This is a genomic window from Kosakonia sp. (assembly GCF_032104925.1).
In the GTDB taxonomy this organism is placed as follows: Bacteria; Pseudomonadota; Gammaproteobacteria; order Enterobacterales; family Enterobacteriaceae; genus Kosakonia.
The window spans coordinates 306,918-326,729 of the sequence record NZ_DAMCGF010000002.1 but is presented as its reverse complement, the minus strand read 5'-3'; the positions used below and the strand labels follow the sequence as shown (position 1 = coordinate 326,729).

Genomic DNA, 19,812 nt, shown 5'->3' with positions numbered 1-19,812 from the left:
TCCTTATAGCAAGTCAACACGTCTGCCAGCGACCACGCTCAACTGATAACGAATCCAAATTACTATTGCGGTGAAGAGCATCAACAGGCCACATACTTGAATAATTTTCCGGCCCGGCATCCTCTGCCTGTTGCGCCCGGTTCGCAGCTGCAATAATGCTTTCGATATCCATCAGTTGTGCTCCTGCTTTACAGCTTTTCCGGGAATATCGGGACGTTTTTCATAAGGCGACCAGGCATTATCACTCCAGCCCAGCAGAACTTTATCTCCGGGTAAAAAGTGAACATGCAAATCGTTCTCCCCCCACTTTCGTTCCGGTAATGGCATCACGACACGACGCTTTTCCAGGCGCATCCCTTTGAGATACTGTTCATGGGTGATGTCCAGCGTCCAGATAACTTCGGCCGTCTTCCCGCTGATACTGCCGCAGCAAGTAGCACCACCACCACCATGGGCAAAGGCATTTGCCCCTCCCACACCATTAACACTAAATCCCAGAATTGGCCGGTCAATTTCACTGTGAATAATTAGCGTGACCGGCCCGACTGGCGGCCCCCAGACTGACGCCCAGACAATACAGGCACCATAAATAATAAAAGGCGCAATCAGCGCTGCCCAAATCCATTTTCCCCAACGGGCATAGCCGCGATTTACAGCGTTATCAACTTTGCTGAACAGTTTAAATAATCCCATTCTTTATATTCCATTTTTATCAAACACCCTGAGCTTGCTGTTTTATATATCTGTGTGGGTATCAGGACTATTAATCCTTATAGCAAGTCAACACGTCTGCCAGCGACCACGCTCAACTGATAACGAATCCAAATTACTATTGCGGTGAAGAGCATCAACAGGCCACATACTTGAATAATTTTCCGGCCCGGCATCCTCTGCCTGTTGCGCCCGGTTCGCAGCTGCAATAATGCTTTCGATATCCATCAGTTGTGCTCCTGCTTTACAGCTTTTCCGGGAATATCGGGACGTTTTTCATAAGGCGACCAGGCATTATCACTCCAGCCCAGCAGAACTTTATCTCCGGGTAAAAAGTGAACATGCAAATCGTTCTCCCCCCACTTTCGTTCCGGTAATGGCATCACGACACGACGCTTTTCCAGGCGCATCCCTTTGAGATACTGTTCATGGGTGATGTCCAGCGTCCAGATAACTTCGGCCGTCTTCCCGCTGATACTGCCGCAGCAAGTAGCACCACCACCACCATGGGCAAAGGCATTTGCCCCTCCCACACCATTAACACTAAATCCCAGAATTGGCCGGTCAATTTCACTGTGAATAATTAGCGTGACCGGCCCGACTGGCGGCCCCCAGACTGACGCCCAGACAATACAGGCACCATAAATAATAAAAGGCGCAATCAGCGCTGCCCAAATCCATTTTCCCCAACGGGCATAGCCGCGATTTACAGCGTTATCAACCTTGCTGAACAGTTTAAATAATCCCATTCTTTATATTCCATTTTTACCCAGTACCCAGTGTTTTCCGGTTTTATATATGCATGGGTATTCAGGGCTTTTCATCCATATGGTTAGCCAACACGTCTGCCAGCGACCGCGCTCCACTGATAACATTCGGTAATACAGCTTTGAGCGAATCTGATTCCAGCTTAGCCTTTCCACCATTGAGGTAATAAAGCGCATAGACTTTCTGATCCACCGGGGTAAGCAGCCCTGCCGTTTCACTCTTCTTCAGCGCTTTTATCACCATCGAATGCTGTACGCATGGTGGAAACGCCTTGCTGGTCGGCATTTTCTGCCATTCGTTCAGCACGCTGGTCACTTCATGTTTATCCGCTATTTGCTGCCAGGTGACTTTCCCGAGCCGGATAACATGATCTTTTGGATATGCAATTTCAGAGACAGTAATGTTGAGCAACTGCCACTGCGTTTCACCAGGTAACCACCATTTCGTGATACCGCTGAACAGATAAGGGTGCCAGTCATGGTCTGCACACTGTGCGAGTATGGTAATAACATGGCTGGCGTAGAAGCGCACCAGTGCCGCCGTTCCTTCGGGCGACACGATGGTACATCCTCGGGACAACTGCACGGCCAGCGAAGGTGGATAGCGGGTTGAGATAATCACAGCAACACAACCTGGCAATGTATCCAGATAACCCTTTAAGTGCTCTTGATCATTCAATTCCAGCAGCCAGGGGCCATAGTTCTGAAACTCCATCAACTGTGGGTGGATATACAGCGAATGCAGCCTGTTTTGATGTTGCGATTTAAATCTCAGAAAATCCGCCTCCGGCTGTGCACCAGCTTCAAACAGCAGGCAGAGGTTCTCCTCACTTTTAACAGGTAATGCCGCCAACAGCTCAGTGGTATCCATCTTTAGGCTCCCTGCACTATGGCATCATTAGCCTGAATGGCTTTTAACAGGCACGGAATACATATTTTATCCATTATCGTCGGATTAATTTCCGGGAAGTCCATTGGCTGTGCTGCAGGCACGGTATGATGCGTCCGCTTTATCCTCCGCGTATAGGTCATATCCGTGCCGTACTCAACCTTCCCGTTGTCGATGACGAGATAGCTGCCGCCGCCGATCAGCGTCACCTTCTTCTTGCCGGCGAACAGTATGTCGCTCGCTGATATCAGGCTCAGCTTTTGTTCTGCGGATAAGTGCATTGCGCCGTTCTGTGCCTGGATCTGCACCGGACCTTCGCTGGCGTTCAACGTCAGTGAACCCGTTCGTGCGAACAGACCGACACCTTCTCCGGCCAGAATTGCCGCATTCCCCATCGCTCCGCTGCTGAAATCTCCCCCCGCGTTCACTGCCACATTCTGACCAGCAGCCAGTTGCAGATGTTCGCCGCTGGTGAAGGCCACGCCTTGCGGGCCATGGGAATGAATCATCCCGTTCAGCGGTTTCAGGCGCTGGTCGAACATCGCTTTCTGGCTGGCAATATCGGCTTCAAGTGCCTGCGCCTGCTCTGCGGCAGCGGCCAGAGCTTTCAGTTGCTGTTGGCAGACGTCGATTTCTTTCAGCGCCGTTTCCATGTCCAGCACCTCCCCCACCGCCTTCTGCTGACCGTCAGCGGTGATAAACAGCCCTTTCGCCACACGGATGACGCCGTATTCATCCGTTCTGAGTTCAAAACCGGAGCCCCGCTGTTTGCTCTGCTCATCAGAGATATGGCCCTGGTTGAGCTGTGTGTCGCCGAATGGCGTAGTGAGTGCAATATGTTCCTGCCCACGCAGGTCTTCCATTTGTAGCTCGTTGCCTGCTGCCGTGCGCAGGATGTTCTGGCTGCGGTTATCGCGGGTGACGATGTCCTGATGTTCTGAATCGTGGAAGGCGTGGGCAATATACGGGCGGTCGATATCACCGTCTTCATAGGCGATTCCAACTTCCGTGCCATCAGTCAGCGGCGTGTGCCAGCCGTAAGTGTCGCCGGAACAGGGCTTCGCCTGGCGTATCCACAGGTAGTTGTAGCCCGGCTCCGCATCTTCGCGGCTGAAGTCCATCTTCACCCGGTAACGGCCCTGATTGTCCAGCCAGGCATAGATATCGCCCTGCTCCCGGCTTTCAATGCGCGCCGGCAACGTGCCGTGGATGTGTGGCCGGGGTTCCTCCTGTGGCCGGAAGCAGAACTGTTCGCTGTACGGCATTCCCCATACCGACACATGCAAGCGCGTGTCGCGGGCGGCGCGATAGGTGATAAACGTCATCAGCATGCCGTCTTTCAGGTCGTTAAGGTTGCTGCCGTCTGCTTCCAGCACCAGGCCCGGCATCAACCCGGCGGCGTTGCTGAACAGGTGCAGCCTGGCCGATTTATTCAGTTCGCGTTCGTGGTGAAGTCGGGCATAAAACGCCCCGCTTTCCGTTTCCGGTTCGACGGCGCTGTCTTCGCCCACCTCAAGAAATGGCCCGGCGTAGCGGTAGTGTTCACCGATGGTGGTGGCATTGTTTCTGACGCTGACAGCAGAATCCATCGGCGTGCCTGCCTTGCGGTAGTTGTAGTCCCGCGTACGCACCATCCCGGTCACCGTGTTATGCCAGGTGCGCAGACCCCATACCGATTCGGCCGCACCGTCATATAACGCAGACGGTTCTTCGTACGGCAAATGCTGACCATACTGGTAGAACTGTTGACCGTCGGCAAAGGTCACCGTGTCCAGCCCGGTGACATCATTCCCCCCGGTACAGAACCAGATACCGACTTCTGAAAGAATTCGCCGGATAAATTGCAGGTCACTTTCACGCCACTGAGTGATGAGCTCGCGCTGCGGATAACGCTTCTGCAGACGAAACTCAACATCCGCACCTTCCAGACCATGATTACGCAGCACCTGTGCCACCAGCTCCGGTACGGAAAGGTTCTGGTATACCGCACAGCGCCGGGTATGCGAAAGCAGCGCAAGGCGGGATGAGAGCGTCACGCTGTAGTGCGTCTGGTCAACGGTCGAACCCAGCCATTCAAACGCCGTGATCACGCCGTGGACTTTCCGCCCGCTGAGCATGCGCAGCGTGGCGTATTTCAGCAGTACATCGTCTGCCGCCACATCGCTTTGCGACGTGGTGAACTCAATGCGCCATTTCGATGGTGCACTCAGCGCCTCACGCCCGTAAAAATTCAGCACGTCAGGTTTTACCCAGCTGTCATTTATCTCAAGCGTGTAGCGGGTTTGCCCGTCGAACAGTGCCAGCCAGTTATCCTTCGCCATGGTTGTCACTCCTTAACAGGAATCAGCGTCAGGAATCCGCTACCCAGTTCAATGGTGCGAGGTTTGTCCGGGTCGAGGTCATCGCGGCTCAGCACCAGCCGCCAGGTGTTGTTTTTCAAATCCGGGCGGTTGAATAACCCGATAACCGCGACATATTGCGCCTCTTCATCCATCGGCATATTGAGCATCACGCTGCCTTTGGGCATCACCAGCAGGGATTTGCTCGCCACAATATCCTCCTTTAGCACCGTATCGGCTTCACGCAGCAGCATCTGGTAGTCGGCGGCATCCGCCTTCTGGCGTTCCCTTAGCTGGTAGACACGAACCATCGTCGCCAGCGGCGTTTGCGCCTCATCGGCATTGACTCCCGAGCGCGGTTCAAAATCGAGATGCAACACCTTAATCTTTGTGTAGAAGATAGATTTGGTCATGCTGGCCGCACCATCGGAGACGGCCTGCGTCAGGCCGCAACCGGACAGCAGACAACTGAGAGCGAGCAGAACAACCTGTCGCAAAAAAACGGATGTCATGCAGAGATTCCTTTCAGAATAAAACAGCAGAATTAGTCAAAACGGTAACCGCCATCCTGTGCGGGATGTAAGGGTTGGCAATCCAGCCCCTCATAGCACCCCAGGCTGACGGTCAGATGGCGGCGCTTGCCGGGGTTGTCGCGTTTCAAACCCAGAATGCCGGTACGGCCAAGCTGGATGCGGTGCTTTTGCCCGAGGCGCGGTTCTGGCAAGACACTCACCGGCACTGTCAGGCGCAAGCGCACATCAGAGCGATAGCCCAGATATACACGCAGCAGCACCATCAGATCGGTGTGTAGCTGGCCACCCGGAAGCCAGCCTTCGGCTTCGAACGGGTTACTGGTTGCCAGCTTTAGCAGAATACGGCTGCAGGCCTCTTTGCCGGTTTTTCCGAGCGTGGCGCGCTGTGACAGGGAAACTCGATTTCCTTTCCCCAGCCCACTGCGCTGAGCCACCTGCACTTTGATCGGGTCCGGGCTGATGATCGTTGCGGTAGTATGCGGGGCCAGCAGGCTAACCAGCTGGCGAATACCTTCCGCATTGCGGGTTGGCAGCCGCATCGCCCCGAGCAGTGCCAGAAAACGGGAAACCGGGGTTGCCACCTGTTCAGCCGTACCGGGGATCCCCAGGCCCACCAGCCCCAGCAGGCATTGCGACGTCTCATCGCTACCGCCTGCTTCAAAGGTCGCCGGGTAGGCGTATTTACGCCATATTCGGTAGTACTGGGTGGTGATGCGGTGGCTAAAGATATCGAGAAAGGCCGTGGTGGCTTCATACCCTTCCCGCCGCTGGGCGATATCATCCAGATAAGCGGTCGGTAACGGCGAATCCACGCCGTACATTCCAAGAAAGGTCGTGCGGACCGTCGGTGGCAAATATGGATGTTCTTCATCTGTCTCAACGGTGCGTAATTCGCTGGCCGGAAACCCCATCCCCGGCCAGGGGCGAAAGCGCACCGGGTCGGCAGTGGGTTTCTCGGCGGTACCCAGTAATGGTGCGTCGGGATTCTCCTGCTCCAGCAACTGGCAGAACCGGTAGAAGTTAACCCGCCAGATATCCTCGCCCAGTTGTTCCGTCAGCCCGGCACCTGCTGGCTGTGATTCTCTTTCCATCGCAGTCGTTTCCCTGTCGGTTGCAGCACCAGCGTGAGCTGATTGAAGAGGTGAACATCGGCATACAGCGCAAAGAAGCGGTGCAGCATTTCACCAAATAGGTTCACATCCCCCTCGCCGGCAAAGTTGTCAGCATTAAGCGTGATTTCAATCTCGACGCCGCGCAGCATGTAGCCACGTTCAAAACGGCGCACCAGCGTATGCTTCACCGCCACAATGGCTTCCAGACGGCGTCGGTTCATCTCATCATCGGTCCAGTCATACAGCGCCAGCGTGCCGCGCAGCACTTCCGGGTTATCCATCATGCTCAGAAAGCTGGATCCCAGATGGCTCATCACCCGCCAGTGGAAGCGATCATTCGCTGGCGGATAAAGTGGCAATGTTGGCGCACAGAGATTCCGCACCTTCACCGCTACTTTTCCGGCTTTCACCACCCGGTCGAGCAGTGTGCTTTCCAGCGCCTTGCGGGGCAGTTGCCCGTTAGTGCCGGTGATACGAATGGAGAGCGATTCCGGCTTTTCAGCGAGCTGCTCCATCTCAAACGAACGGCCGCCGAGAATAAGCCAGGTGTCATACAGCCCGGACGGGCCACGTTTCACGCGGGTGTGGAAATAGCGCTCCGGCGCGTCAAAGCGCATCATGCCGCCGCGATGGCGGAAGCTGGTGAACGGTACGTAAGGGTGTTTGCCATTTTTTACCGCGCCGTGAATATTATCGACGCTGTAGATTTCCGTGTGGCCGTCCTGCACACGCAGCGGGCGCAGCAGGTATTCGTTTTCCAGAGGGTCGATGGTCAGCGGGTCGGCTTCCAGCGTAAAAAGATTAATCACCGGCGCGCAATGCAGGCGGAAATTTTCGGTTTCAAACGGCATATCGGACGGCCAGCCGCCATCTAGCACGATGTCGGTTTCAAACCAGGTGGTATCCTGGTTGAGCCCAATCAACTCCAGCCCACGCAGCTCGACAAACATAAACTTCTGCCGGAAGCTGAAATACTCCAGCAGTAGCTGGTAGCCACTGAACGCAGAGTCGCCTTTCGGCCACAGACGCTCACTATCTTCGAAGCCCATCGGCTTACACCAACCGTCAAAGCGGATGCGCTCGGTGCGGGCCGCAACGTGACGGGCGTAAATCGCATGCACCCGGCGGGTCAGCGCCAGATGCAACGCGGATGCCACCGGGCTTTCGGCATCAAGGTAGAGGGCAACTTTATCAATGCCACTTTTGGCCCACTCTACCCTGCTGCCACACTCAAAACGCAGGCGAATGGCGGCACGCCCGTCAGGCTCAGTCTGCAACCGGGCATCTGCCAGATGAATCGGCTGCAGGGTGATATCCCGGGTCGCGCGGTACTGGCAGATGGTCTTGTCAGGACCAACCGGACGCGACAGCACCGGGAAGCCTTCAGGCAGAATTTCAGCCTGTTTAAGCTGCTGCCATTCCGGTTCGAACGCCACTACGGAGAGTGACGGAATGGTGCGCATATAGTGCGGCCAGAGCAGGCTCACCAGCCCTTCGGTCAGCTCAGGCAGATCATCGTCGAGCTTTTCACGCAGGCGTCCCATCAGGAAGGCAAACCCTTCGAACAGGCGCTCGACGTACGGGTCGCGGGCACCGGCTTTATCCAGATTGAGCATGGCTGCGCGATCGGGATGGGCGCGGGCAAATTCTTTACCGGCTTCGCGCAGATAACGCATCTCTGCTTCGTAATAGCGCAGGGTTAAATCATCCATGCACGGTTTCCCTGAAAGTTGTGATAGTCAAAAAAAGAGAGAATTACATGCCGCTTTTTCAGCCGCACAGCACCATCGCCCGGGCGGGATCGATAGCAATGAGGCCAGCCAGCAGCTCGTCCATTTCAGGGGCGAGGCGGGTTTTATCGCTTTCGCTACGCCCCGCTTTCAGGCGTAACAGCTTCAGGCGGCGCGCCTGCACCTCAAACAGCAGCGCAGGCTCCCAGTCGTTAAGCGTCAGCTGTGGTGCGCTACTGGTGAGTTCACCGAGCAGGTGGAGTGCCATTTCATTGCGTCCGAACTGTTCGGCAACACGGGCCATCAGCAGACGCAACAACCAGCGGCTACGGGGAGATTCCATGCCAGGGCGATGCTGAAGCCAACCTAGCGCAGCCTCCGGGCCGTCGCGGTCCCCCTTTTCCATCGCCTCGGCTTCCAGCGCGAGAATATCATCCGGTTGCCCGCCGCTGGCAACCGCGGCGGGTTGATTGCCAAACCCCGGCATATCGTCGTTCACCTTCTCAGCAATCCAGATCAGCGTTACTTCATCAGCAAACGGCGTGCCGTCACTCCAGGAGAGCTGTTCGAGGCCATGCAAACGGGCCAGCAGCCCCTTCAGATCGCTAAGGATATAGTCCGCCCAGCTATCCCATGGTTGTCCGGCGCGGGTCAGCCCTTGCCAGAGATACCATTGCAGATCTAGCCAGAAGCGGTTCCCCCCTTCGCAGAACATGGTGCTGGCCTGCTCCACCAGTTCCGTCCAGTTCTGCTGCAGATACAGGCGCTTCAGCTGAGCGCGATAATCCGGTTTGGGTGGTGAAAGACGGGTACGACCACTGGCATCCAGCGCCGGGATTTGCCCCACAGTATCCCAGCGAACCACTTTCATCAGCCGGTGTGATGCCAGCCAGCCATCCTGCTGATCGGCCAGCCAGCGGGAGAGCACTTTTGACTGGCTTAAAAATTCCCCCTCAGACGTAACAACCATGTCCGGAGCGGACTGCCTGACCGTTGTAACAGGCGTACTTTCGGCTGTGCTGGTAGTTTGCGACATTAAGCCATCCAGCCCGCCGGAGCCTGCCAGACGGATTTCCAGCGCGCGGGATAAACCGTCGAGAGAGGGGCGTTCGCCCTCCGGCCAGTTTTCCAGTTGGCTATCCAGCAAACTCATCACGGCTGCCGTCTGCGAGGTTTGCTCCCGGTTGGCATCCGGCCATAGTGAAAGCGCGTCCTGTACCTTTGTACTGTTTAGCCACTCAAGCGCAGATTTGCGTGCATTGGGGCGAAGCGGATAACAGTACTCACCGTAGCGGGTCAGCATCGCCGCCAGCAGTTGCAGCCCCTGACACAGGCCGGTCTCACCTTCCTTTTGCAGACGGGCGAAGATATACCAGGTGACCACCCTTAAGTCGCGGGCGGTGTGACAGAGTATTTTTTCAGCCAGCTGGCAAAGCGTTTCCGGATCGGTGCCAGAAAGTTTGTTGATTTCCTCGCGCATCAACTGGAAATCGTCGTCATAGGCAGGGTCTTCCCCCGCCCCGTCACTGCCCGTTAATGGCTTGAGCCAGTTATCCCATTGTGACAGGCTGGCCTGCTGATGGACGAGCAGCGTTGACTGCTGCTCTTCGTCGGGAACACACAGCGCCAGCAGCGCTTTTGCAGTAGCCATCTATTCTCCCTCCGTGGCTGCCAGCGTGTTATTTACGGCATCCGCACTTACCGCGAAGATAGATTGCGGCAAGTGGAAACCCTGCAGCTTCAGTAGCGCCAGGGGGCCATCCCCCAGTTCGCTGCGCAGGATAAATTTAAGCGGGCTGCCATCCGGCGTGCGCCACACCAGTTGCGTACGACTGCTGTCGAGCGGCGTCATCAGCGCTTTATCGAGCAAACGGATAAAGCCCCAGTTTCCCTGATAGTGCTCAAAGAGGCGCATTTCCGTGTTGACGCTTCTCCAGCTCAGATCCACACCCGGATACCAGGTATTTCCCGGCCAGGTGAAGCTCTGCCAGCTTTCCATCTGGTTGAAGTAATCAAGATTCTGACCGTCCAGGGTCAATTGCATCCGTGCAACATCACGTGAAGGGCGGGCCATCAGTTCAAAATGCACACCCGCATCTCCCTGCGCGAAAATAATGTCGGAAATATCTGCCAGTTGGTTGATAGCCGTCAGGAAGGCGGGGTTGACGGCCATCCCCTGGCTTGCAGAAGGATCGACCACCCAGTGGCTGCCTTCCTGATGCAGGATCCCGCCGAGGTTGGTTTTGAGGAATGCCGCAATATACCCGGAATCACCACGCACGAACTGCGCCAGCAAGGGAAGTGAGGCATCGCTTCCTGTGGCTTTAAACGGGTAACGTCCGGCAAACGCCGTGTTCCACTGCGACACAATCGTGCTCTGCCAGCGGGCATTCAGACTGTCTGCCGCCGGGGCCAGCACCTGGCGCCAGGCTAGATCCAGCGGCTGCACAAACAGCGCCTGAGCAAAACCGCTCCACTCCTGCCCAAGGCTTGCCGCCACCAGACCGCCGTAATCGCGGGTGTCCGTCAGATCGATGGCCTTGCCCTGAAAGACCGTCTGCGCCAGCATCTGCGCCATCGCTTGCGGATCAGGTGCGCTGGTAACCTGCTGCAGTTTGAGGCGCACCTGCGTCACTCGCGCCAGCCACGACTGGAAACTGAGATTACCGTTAGCGCCCGTGCCGTCTTTCCCTGCCATCAGGCCGTTCAGTGGTTCAAACACGCCATCCAGCGGCCCTTTGGGCCCCTGAGCCTGTTCGATAAACTGTTGCGCATTCTTTTTACTCCCGACCAGCTTTTTCGCCGAGTCAACCAGTGAATCGGCAAGCCGCTCGCCTTCAGCACCGGTCTGTCCCTGCCAGGTCAGCGTGTTCATCAGCGCCACCAACGGTGACTGACGCACATCCGCCAGCAGGTTAAGCTGGGCAATCGCTTCGGACAGCGATTCGGCCTCATGCCACTGAATGCTGTTGGCCATGTTCAGCCAGGCATTACCGAAATCGGTAAAGTAGCGCTCAGTCAGGCGCTGCTCCAGCGCTTCCGGCGAGATATCGCTCCCGGCCTGATGAGTCTTATCGGTCAGCACCCAGTCGATTTCCGCGCGGCGGGTTTTCACCACTTCATCAATAGCACCCTCGACCTGCTCTTCCCATGCCTGGCGGGTAAACATGCCCGGCACAACTTCGGAGGTAGAAAATAGGGTCGATGCGTCGGTATCACCTGTCATATCTGCCAGTGTTAAGTCCGGCCAGTTGCGGGCGATGCGCTGCAGCATCTCCTGATACAGACCAGACTCCGCATTACGCTGCCCAATTTGTTTGAGCAGAATCTGACGTACGGTGCCAACCAGGTCTGCATCCGGCTTAATTTTCCACTCCGGGTGCGCGGGCAGGTTCTGGGCATAGAACCCGAGCAGTTTGGGGGCCAGCGTCTGCCAGACGACGTCGCTAACGCCAGTGCGTGTCGGCCAGGTTTTCAGCATGTTTGCAGCAAACCACGGCGCATCCGCTTTATCCGGACGTGCCAGCATCAGATAGCCCTTGAGAAGGTTATAGGTCTTTTGGGCAGCGGTTGTACGTGCATCACTGGCTGGGGGGAGTCGCACAAACGCGGTCAGCTGACGGTGGAGCTCGTCAGCCAGCGCATCGCGCATCAGCGCCTGGTTGTTGCGGGCATACAGTGGCCAGAGGGAATTCAGTGTTTCACGGTCCTGATTCAGGCCAAAGCGGGTATACCAGGGCGCGCCGTGGGCTTGCCTGTCCTGCAAACGGGCAATGACCTGCTGCAGAATGAGCTGATTACGCAGGCGTTCCGTCAACGGTTGCTGTGTATCGGCGGCAACGCGCGCGGTTTTCTGGGCCTGATAAATCTGGGCACGGTTCACGGTCAGGGAAAGCAGTGTTCCCGCGCCCCACAGCAGAACCACAGCTAGCAACATCAGAGGGAGAACACGCCGCCAGTGGAAACCGATTTTGCGGGCCTGAACATGCAGACAATCCTCTTCCAGCGCCTGCCAGGCCGGGTGGCTCAGACGCGCGTGCGGCAACGTGGAGGTTGCTGGCAGCACAGGGCTGAACATGACCCCGCGCAGGCGGTAAGGTGCCGGGCCGGTCATCAGGCTGGTCAGCAAGTGGGTTAACTGTTGCTTAAGACGTCCGCGCAGCTGAACGGATAACTGCAGAAGCCAGTCGTGGCGGGTATTACGCAGCAACACCTGTATACCCACACGGCGCAAACGAGAAGAAAGTGTCGTCAGTGACTCAATAGCGGCTTCTGGTGCAGCCCCCGGCCCGAAGAATGTGCCGGTCGCCGGCACGCCCTCGCCTTCCTGACTCCACGCCTCCTCACGGATAAACCACAGCCAGACCGGAGCCTGCCAGCCAATCAACACATCACCTTTCTGACGGCTGCGAACGAGCGAATCCAGCGCAGCGGCATCCGGAAGTTGCGCGCAGTCCATTACCTGCACAATGCCGTCTATCGGCTGCTGAGGGCGCACCTCATTCAGCGCGTCAACAAATTCTGGCTCAAGCTCGGCTTTTGCCAGCCCGGCATGGATCAGAACAGTGCCGTCATTTTCCTGCCAGTGGTCACGCTTGAGCCCCGGAACCACTTTTTCAATATGGTCATCGGTACCCTGAACCAGCAGCAGGCGGACTTTAGATTTCCAGCGGCGGCCGTAGCGCAGACGGAGATGATCGGTGAGTTCTACACTATCGAAAAAGCCCTTCTCACCTTGATCATGGAGAACGAGTGAAGTCTGATGTCCGGTAGACTCTCTTTTATTTTCCTCGAAAGCCGCCCTGACCCCCGTTTTTCCTGCGCGCTCAAACAGTCGTTCGGTCACCCAACCGATGAGGCCAATGATGAGAATTGAAACCAGACTCCATATAAGCAATTGAGTATCATCAAGCGGGCCGATGCCAGTCCAGCTCGACATTTTTTCTGGCCAAGCCATAAACAGGTACACAAAAATGGCGATGAAAAAAATAAGGGTGAGTACGATGCTCCCGATAAGTGTTTTTACTTTCACAATGTGCCCTGTCGTGTCCCTGTATTATCTCCGGGTGTAACACCGGCAATCCAGATGTCATTTGTATCCGTTCCTACGGCTATTACTTGCGCCGCTCCCGAGCGAGCGACAAGTGAGGATATGGCCACGGCAAGCCAGGGGGCACTAACACCTCCATAACCGATGAAATCATCTATGTTTTTGTGATCTTCCGTCATATCGAGAGATAAGTTATTTTCCGCACACGCAGAATACCACTCAACATCTTGTGAGAAATTCAATCCCGTAATACAACTACCCTTAACCTCTTCTGGTAATAATTGACTCCAGATCAGTGCCCGTGAGAGTGTTTTCGTCAGAGAATCATTCTTGTATCTTTCAGGTCGGTGTAATTGCACGGCATCAGGAATATCCGAGTGCTTTCTGTTTAACATTAATATTAATGTTATTGCTTCACCCTCACCTTCTCTGGGGGCTTGTCGTATCTCTGCGCTAATAGATAAAAGTAATGATGGTTTACGCCAAGTATTATCAAGCCAACTGTCGAGTGCTTCAAATCCATTATTCTTTAATAAAATGAAAGAACGTCCGGTCTCTGACGAGATAAGCTCTAAAGCAATTGGCAGTGCATCGGGGATCTCCGGCGTGTCAAAATCAGCTATCAGCCAACAAGTAATGTCCGATGGGATTTTTGCGAGTACAGGCTTAATTTGCATAATAAGTGTTTTAATGGCTTCGCAGAATTCGGCCGATTGACATTCTTCAAATCCAGGCAATTTTGAATGGCGGACATAGTTTCCACCTCTTGTTTTTTGTACTTGAATGATCGGATAAGAGGATTGTATTGCAGAAAGTATCTTGTCTGTTCTGCTTCCAGACTGCGTTGTTACACCTGAAGCAATAAGCCATGCAAAACGCTGCCCACGTAAAATTTCTTCATTCAAGATCATCTTGCGATTAGCATTCCAGGACTCAGCCCAAACCTGGTCTGTTTTATATGCGATACGGCGCAGGCCAAAAAACATTCCCCATAAACAAAGGGGAAGGCCCAGCGCAGCAAACCAGAAAACAAGTCCCTCTTTCGTACCAGTCCAAAATAAAAAGGACAGCACACAGCCTACAATCAGCAGAAATACCAATAACCCTGACCATTTACGTGTATCAGGGCGATGAACTTTGGGGATTGCCGCAGGGACTTCATCGAGAAACACCGGCATAGTTATGCTACCTTCCCCGCCGAAAATGAACTGATCAGCGTACAACCACATCCACATTTATGGCCATGGAACGCAACAGGAACTCCCTGATCAAGATAGTCTGGATTTCCCTCAACAATTGTCGTAGGCCCATGACCCTCTTTTGGGCATGAAACCTTATCGCCTTTACGTGCCACGCCAATGCCGCCAAACTTCATCGTGCAGGATCCTGTTAACACAGCGCCACCATGCGTGGTTTTATCACCAATACGAACGATTGCTAACATAGATATATATTCCTAAATTACATCTGTGGTTTCACTTAACAAATAAGAACTATGAACCCACTGATTTATCCTGTAATTGAATGCATAACTCTTATATTGATATAATCGACATTATAATTTTTTAGTCGTCAACTCGTACTATTTCGTACTATCAAGATTATTATCCCTACATTTTATATTAAAATTTATTACTTAAGTATATTTAGAGTTAAAAATAATCAGTAAATAAACCACTAAATAAAAAAACAATCATCACAATAACCAATCTAAATTACCGAATCAATCATCATAAAATTAATAATACTGATACAAAACAACAGCCATGGACATGTTAATACTGCGCCTCAACTAACACATGTAAATTTGTCCCTGTGTTATTCTTATTAAAATAGTAACTAGTGGTTTCGGAATCCATCACAACCAATATCTTTAATCTGTCGTTATCAATCCATTTATAATCAACAGAAGAACCATTAGCTTTATAGCTATTGTTATCGTTAGGTAAAATTTTACTTAGTTTACCAGATGCGTTCTCATCAAATGAAATAACTTCCTGATAAGACTCGTTTATGCCCATATTGTCAAATATACAAATATACTCAGATGTACCATCAAATTGGCTTTCAACATTTCTATTATGACAATATTTACCCCAATTATTATTTAAATACAAAGCATTATCTTGAGATGTAATGACATTGCTCTGTTTATAAAAAACAACATAATCCTGATCGGTAACAAACAAATTACTCCCAGCTTTTACAATTGCATCATAAGGAACTGGACACTCTTTACCAGGAAACAATGATGTAATTTCATAAACATCTTCTGGGAATTGAATGTTTTCATATTTGAACAACATGCTATACATATTTACGGTCTTAGCCGACATGAAGTATGAAAGAGCGCTTTTCTTCAACTTAACATATTCCATGGAACATATATTTTTATTTTCCAGGAAATCATTGGTTATTATTAACCTCTTATTTCCAATATTCAAAATGGATTTATTGTAAATCATATTAAGATGATTGACGGTGTAAGTATTGTGCTTACCAAAAAGATCACGCTCTGATATTTTATCAAACACCCAACGAGTTTCTTTTATATCATCATCTGAGTGCGCAATACCTGATAGCAATGATATCAATAACAAATAGACTAAATAAATTCGATTACACATATTTACCCTCGTAAAATTGATGTGATGAATCATAAATATTGTGCCAAAAAGGCCACCATTTGTGGTATCAAGAAATTCGGCTGGAGCCCCTTCATAAGCTGCTTGATTGAGTTTAAAAATAGATATCGGCCTTTCCGTAATACCATTCGCTGAGGTGCCTGACGATAATGCGGTGGAGATGATCGCGGTAAGACGGGTTATGCACTGCCTGCAAATACTCTTGCTCAGAATAGATGCCGTCATTACTAGAGTCGATCTGCTTGAGAAGACGATTGTAATTATACTGGTTCATCGCCCGGCTACTGTCTGTTTCATTCTGCGCGGCTTGATAAAATTGTTTAAGGACCCCTTTTACAACGTTGTCAGGATGATGAATGCCATCTATCAGGTCGAAGCTTTCTGGTGCCTTATCCAGCGTGACAAATCCCAGTGAAGCCAGGTCGAACTGTGCCACTTTTTTCACATCACTCGCGGCCATCCAGCCGCCTTCTGGCCTTATCTGGTAATACGCTGCACTGGTATTATCCGTCAGCACCTTTCCATCAGCATCCACACCCGGCACTTTTGAACGAGTCAGTACTCCGGGTGCTCTCCATTTTGCCCGAGGCATCCGGCATATACAGTCATGCTCGTTCTGCATACTTCAGGAAACCAGGACTGCCCTCGCTCGCTTTATCTGGGTGAAAATTTATGTAACTTTGCATTTTAGATATACCTGGCCCATGTATTGATAACTACAAAACATCTATAAAATTAATCCACGCGACATCAGATTTTGTTTTTGAATTATATTTAACCTTTAACATTGAATTTTCATAACCAATTATTTCCACCACATCACCCTTTATCAAATAAGGATTGTTCTTCTTATTTTTTTTGTTCTCATCAAATAAAAAAGCCCTATCATTCCCAATTAGCGTTTTAACACTACCATTAAGAATTAAATTCTCAGATGAAAATAACTTATTTGCATCCGCGCTAGATAAAATCATATTTCTTGTTACGTTATCTTTGGAACAAAGAATTAGTAACGCTACAACTTGTTGTTGATCAGCGGAAGGCAACGTTATCCTTTTACAAGCAGAAATCAAATGAGGAATGTTTCCAGATGAAAAATTGAATATATACGCATCTCTAGGATAGTTCATTACAAGAGATACAATACCGATAGAGGCTGTATCCAGCAGCAAATTACTTTCTTCAAGATCGGATGAAACTATTGTACTGTTACCGTACTCTTTGCCTCTCGCATTCGTATACTTAACATAATATCCTTTATCATTTTTTTCTACCATCCACGCACTTCCATCATTATTCTTAATTTCATCAACAATCACGACACTTTTCGCGCATACTGAAATTGAGAAAATGGCAGACAGTACAACAAGGAAATATTTTTTATAACCATTCACTTATCACCATTCCTCCTTTAAAGATTTATATGCTTTTTCAATTTTCTGATCATATCCAATCTGCCCTGCTCCATTATATTTGCGGGCTATTGCCAACCAATCTTTATCTATCATTGATTGAAGCATCTTCTTTTCTTTAACTAAGAAAACGTTGAAATATTGTAAATGTTGCCTTGCACAATAATTTTGCGCATCAACTAATTCTTTAGTAGAACCATATAAGTGGCGGTAGTATTCCCCCATAACCTGGAATTTCCCCCAAGAACACGACATATTTGCCGCATCATAATTAATATCCCTTGCCCTTACCAAACGTTCATATTGTTCACTCTCTGTACCATAATGATAGCTACTATCATAAGAATGAATAATTTTGGGCTCATTCGCCTCGACATTTCTTATTATTTCAGGATTTACACCTTGAGCAGCAGCTAATCTCTTCATGAAATGCCTTTCATAGAGAATTGTCGCATGTCTCTCGCCTTTTACATAATACTTAAACGGTACTTTATCACCCGTTTCGGCTACAGCTATTGCCCTTAGTACTTCTCGTTCAACACCTAATTGGCTTGCAAGTAGTTCAAAATCATCCTTCGTAACATCTTGCGCACCCGACTGACATGGCCGATCGACGATGCCTTGCTTATAGCAATAACATTGCTTATTCCCGGTAAGGAAAGCACTCAAAAAGGCAACCGGATGCATATGCCACGGATCAGCTACCATCCCGGAGACCTGCTTCATCCAATTCATCTTCTCAAGAAAGCTTTCTGTATAGGCTTTCCATACTGCCAGAGACGGATCCGTATTCAGTGTATCCAGATACCTTTTCCAGTAGGTATCATCCTTTCCGTAATACCATTCACTGGGGTGCCTGACGATAATGCGGTGGAGATGATCGCGGTAAGACGGGTTATGCACTGCCTGCAAATACTCTTGCTCAGAATAGATGCCGTCATTACTAGAGTCGATCTGCTTGAGAAGACGATTGTAATTATACTGGTTCATCGCCCGGCTACTGTCTGTTTCATTCTGCGCGGCTTGATAAAATTGTTTAAGGACCCCTTTTACAACGTTGTCAGGATGATGAATGCCATCTATCAGGTCGAAGCTTTCTGGTGCCTTATCCAGCGTGACAAATCCCAGTGAAGCCAGGTCGAACTGTGCCACTTTTTTCACATCACTCGCGGCCATCCAGCCGCCTTCTGGCCTTATCTGGTAATACGCTGCACTGGTATTATCCGTCAGCACCTTTCCATCAGCATCCACACCCGGCACTTTTGAACGAGTCAGTACTCCGGGTGCACGGCTTTTTCGCCCAGTGCTCACCATTTTACCCGACGCATCCGGCATAAATAATGCAGCCCCTTCTGCATAGTTCAGGTACGCAGGATCATCTTCCCCAGTTTTATCGGGGTTGGTCAGAAAGGTCGGTAGCTTATTGTCCGGACTCAGACATTCAATATGCACCTGGTAACGTGAACGTTTGCCGTTTTCTTCCGGCAACTCGTAAAAACCAAGATGGCCTATGCAGTCTCCGGCACTAATAGCCACAGGCGTTTCAGGGGCCACAACTTCGCCGTATTTTCCCTGCCCCTGTGACTGTGTACCCTTTGCGATCAGATTGCTATTATCCGAAACGACCCAGACCCGGTCCCCTTTTTTTAATCCCCCATTATCCCTCTCCAGGGTGACAAGGCTGAAAATACGATTATCAGTTTGTCGGGTAAATGAGGTGATGCCCGGATCAACCGTGACAGGAAAATCTTTTGGCAGCGTACTCCGATCAGCTCCTGCACTTACATCCTCAGTGCTGAAATAAGCTTTCAGAACCGCACTGGTTTTATAACTCTGCTCATTGCCGGTTCCTGCATGATAGGCGGGTGAACATTTTTTCCACCAGGAAGGCTGTGTAGCCTTACCGGAAAGTGGTTTCAGCCAGCCCCTGTCGGATACCGTCCAGACTTTATCACCAGCAGACAGTGAGCCAGTATCATTCATGACCCTCACCTCACAGAACTGGCGGCGATAATGGCCTGGATGTGCAGAAGTCATTAGCTTGTCACTCAACTCCACCTGAGTACCTGCAGGTAACGAGCCCGTTGCCGTCCCCTTATTTACCTGCTCCGGGGTGGTGTAATATGACTGACCTTTCGCTGTCTCCCGGAGATTGATATCTGCCTGGCCGTAAGCTGCGACAGGAGCCAGATTCATATAAAGCGTATGGAACGTCAGTCCGCCGGATGCATTTTCCCCTGGCTGGATGTAGTGTTTGACCAGTACAAATGAGGTTGAGAAGTAAAGTTTATCTCCACGCCACGCAATAAAGTCGTAATCCTCACAGACGCGATATGCCACAATTTCACCGTCAGCCATACATCTGACTGCCTGTGCACCGTCATAAGGCTTGTTTACATAGTTCAGTTCCGAAGGATTGCTACCGGTCAACGCGCACCACGGGGCGCTGGCATCAGTAATATGAATGCCACCATGCCACATACCCTGACTGCCGACCAGATAAAGACCTGAGCTCTCAGAGCCCAGGAGACTTAACAGTTCTTCCGCATCTCCGAATGCCTTACCTTTTCCATTGGCAGGTATCGGGAAGGTGATTTTTGGTATTAAAGCCATCGCTTTCCTCC

At 51.4% G+C, this 19,812-nt stretch carries 16 protein-coding genes; all 16 read right to left on the bottom strand.

The window, feature by feature from the left end; all coding sequences use genetic code 11:
- Positions 1 to 13 precede the first annotated feature (13 nt).
- The 16 genes from RT644_RS04610 to RT644_RS04535 all read right to left on the bottom strand — a co-directional run bounded on the left by RT644_RS04610 (position 14) and on the right by RT644_RS04535 (position 19,801).
- Positions 14 to 172 (bottom strand): hypothetical protein, encoded by a 159-nt coding sequence (locus RT644_RS04610; RefSeq protein ID WP_313625987.1) that lies wholly within the window; start codon positions 170 to 172, stop codon positions 14 to 16.
- A complete protein-coding gene (locus RT644_RS04605) occupies positions 172 to 693 on the bottom strand; it encodes a DUF3304 domain-containing protein (protein WP_020455197.1) in 522 nt (173 codons plus the stop codon). Before RT644_RS04605 ends, RT644_RS04610 begins: the two co-directional genes overlap by 1 nt.
- Positions 694 to 780: 87 nt before the next feature.
- The gene (locus RT644_RS04600; RefSeq protein ID WP_313625987.1) at positions 781 to 939 is read right to left on the bottom strand and encodes a hypothetical protein; all 159 of its coding nucleotides are present in this window, start codon (positions 937 to 939) and stop codon (positions 781 to 783) included.
- Positions 939 to 1,460, bottom strand: coding sequence for a DUF3304 domain-containing protein (locus RT644_RS04595; protein ID WP_020455197.1), 522 nt, complete (start codon positions 1,458 to 1,460; stop codon positions 939 to 941). The genes RT644_RS04600 and RT644_RS04595 overlap by 1 nt, the downstream gene beginning before the upstream one ends.
- Positions 1,461 to 1,521: 61 nt before the next feature.
- Entirely contained in the window at positions 1,522 to 2,349 is an 828-nt protein-coding gene (locus tag RT644_RS04590; RefSeq protein WP_313625985.1) for a DUF4123 domain-containing protein, read from the bottom strand.
- Between the two features lie 2 nt (positions 2,350 to 2,351).
- On the bottom strand, positions 2,352 to 4,688 hold the full coding sequence (locus RT644_RS04585) for a type VI secretion system tip protein VgrG (protein ID WP_313625983.1): 2,337 nt from the start codon (positions 4,686 to 4,688) through the stop codon (positions 2,352 to 2,354).
- A gap of 5 nt (positions 4,689 to 4,693) precedes the next feature.
- Positions 4,694 to 5,218, bottom strand: a complete 525-nt coding sequence (gene tssJ, locus RT644_RS04580; RefSeq protein WP_313625981.1) for a type VI secretion system lipoprotein TssJ — start codon at positions 5,216 to 5,218, stop codon at positions 4,694 to 4,696.
- Positions 5,219 to 5,250: 32 nt separating this feature from the next.
- Complete coding sequence (gene tssG / locus RT644_RS04575) at positions 5,251 to 6,330, bottom strand: type VI secretion system baseplate subunit TssG (RefSeq protein ID WP_313625979.1); 1,080 nt, start codon at positions 6,328 to 6,330, stop codon at positions 5,251 to 5,253.
- Complete coding sequence (gene tssF, locus RT644_RS04570; RefSeq protein ID WP_313625977.1) at positions 6,294 to 8,063, bottom strand: type VI secretion system baseplate subunit TssF; 1,770 nt, start codon at positions 8,061 to 8,063, stop codon at positions 6,294 to 6,296. The genes tssG and tssF overlap by 37 nt, the downstream gene beginning before the upstream one ends.
- 58 nt (positions 8,064 to 8,121) lie before the next feature.
- Positions 8,122 to 9,732 (bottom strand): type VI secretion system protein TssA, encoded by a 1,611-nt coding sequence (gene tssA, locus RT644_RS04565; protein ID WP_313625975.1) that lies wholly within the window; start codon positions 9,730 to 9,732, stop codon positions 8,122 to 8,124.
- Positions 9,733 to 13,020, bottom strand: coding sequence for an ImcF-related family protein (locus RT644_RS04560; protein ID WP_313625973.1), 3,288 nt, complete (start codon positions 13,018 to 13,020; stop codon positions 9,733 to 9,735).
- Between the two features lie 89 nt (positions 13,021 to 13,109).
- The gene (locus RT644_RS04555; RefSeq protein ID WP_313625971.1) at positions 13,110 to 14,309 is read right to left on the bottom strand and encodes a hypothetical protein; all 1,200 of its coding nucleotides are present in this window, start codon (positions 14,307 to 14,309) and stop codon (positions 13,110 to 13,112) included.
- A 2-nt stretch (positions 14,310 to 14,311) separates the two neighbouring features.
- Positions 14,312 to 14,575, bottom strand: a complete 264-nt coding sequence (locus RT644_RS04550) for a PAAR domain-containing protein (protein WP_071925228.1) — start codon at positions 14,573 to 14,575, stop codon at positions 14,312 to 14,314.
- Between the two features lie 331 nt (positions 14,576 to 14,906).
- On the bottom strand, positions 14,907 to 16,001 hold the full coding sequence (locus RT644_RS04545) for a hypothetical protein (RefSeq protein ID WP_313625968.1): 1,095 nt from the start codon (positions 15,999 to 16,001) through the stop codon (positions 14,907 to 14,909).
- A gap of 491 nt (positions 16,002 to 16,492) precedes the next feature.
- The gene (locus tag RT644_RS04540) at positions 16,493 to 17,170 is read right to left on the bottom strand and encodes a hypothetical protein (protein WP_313625966.1); all 678 of its coding nucleotides are present in this window, start codon (positions 17,168 to 17,170) and stop codon (positions 16,493 to 16,495) included.
- A gap of 3 nt (positions 17,171 to 17,173) precedes the next feature.
- Entirely contained in the window at positions 17,174 to 19,801 is a 2,628-nt protein-coding gene (locus RT644_RS04535) for an N-acetylmuramidase domain-containing protein (protein ID WP_313625964.1), read from the bottom strand.
- Positions 19,802 to 19,812 lie beyond the last annotated feature (11 nt).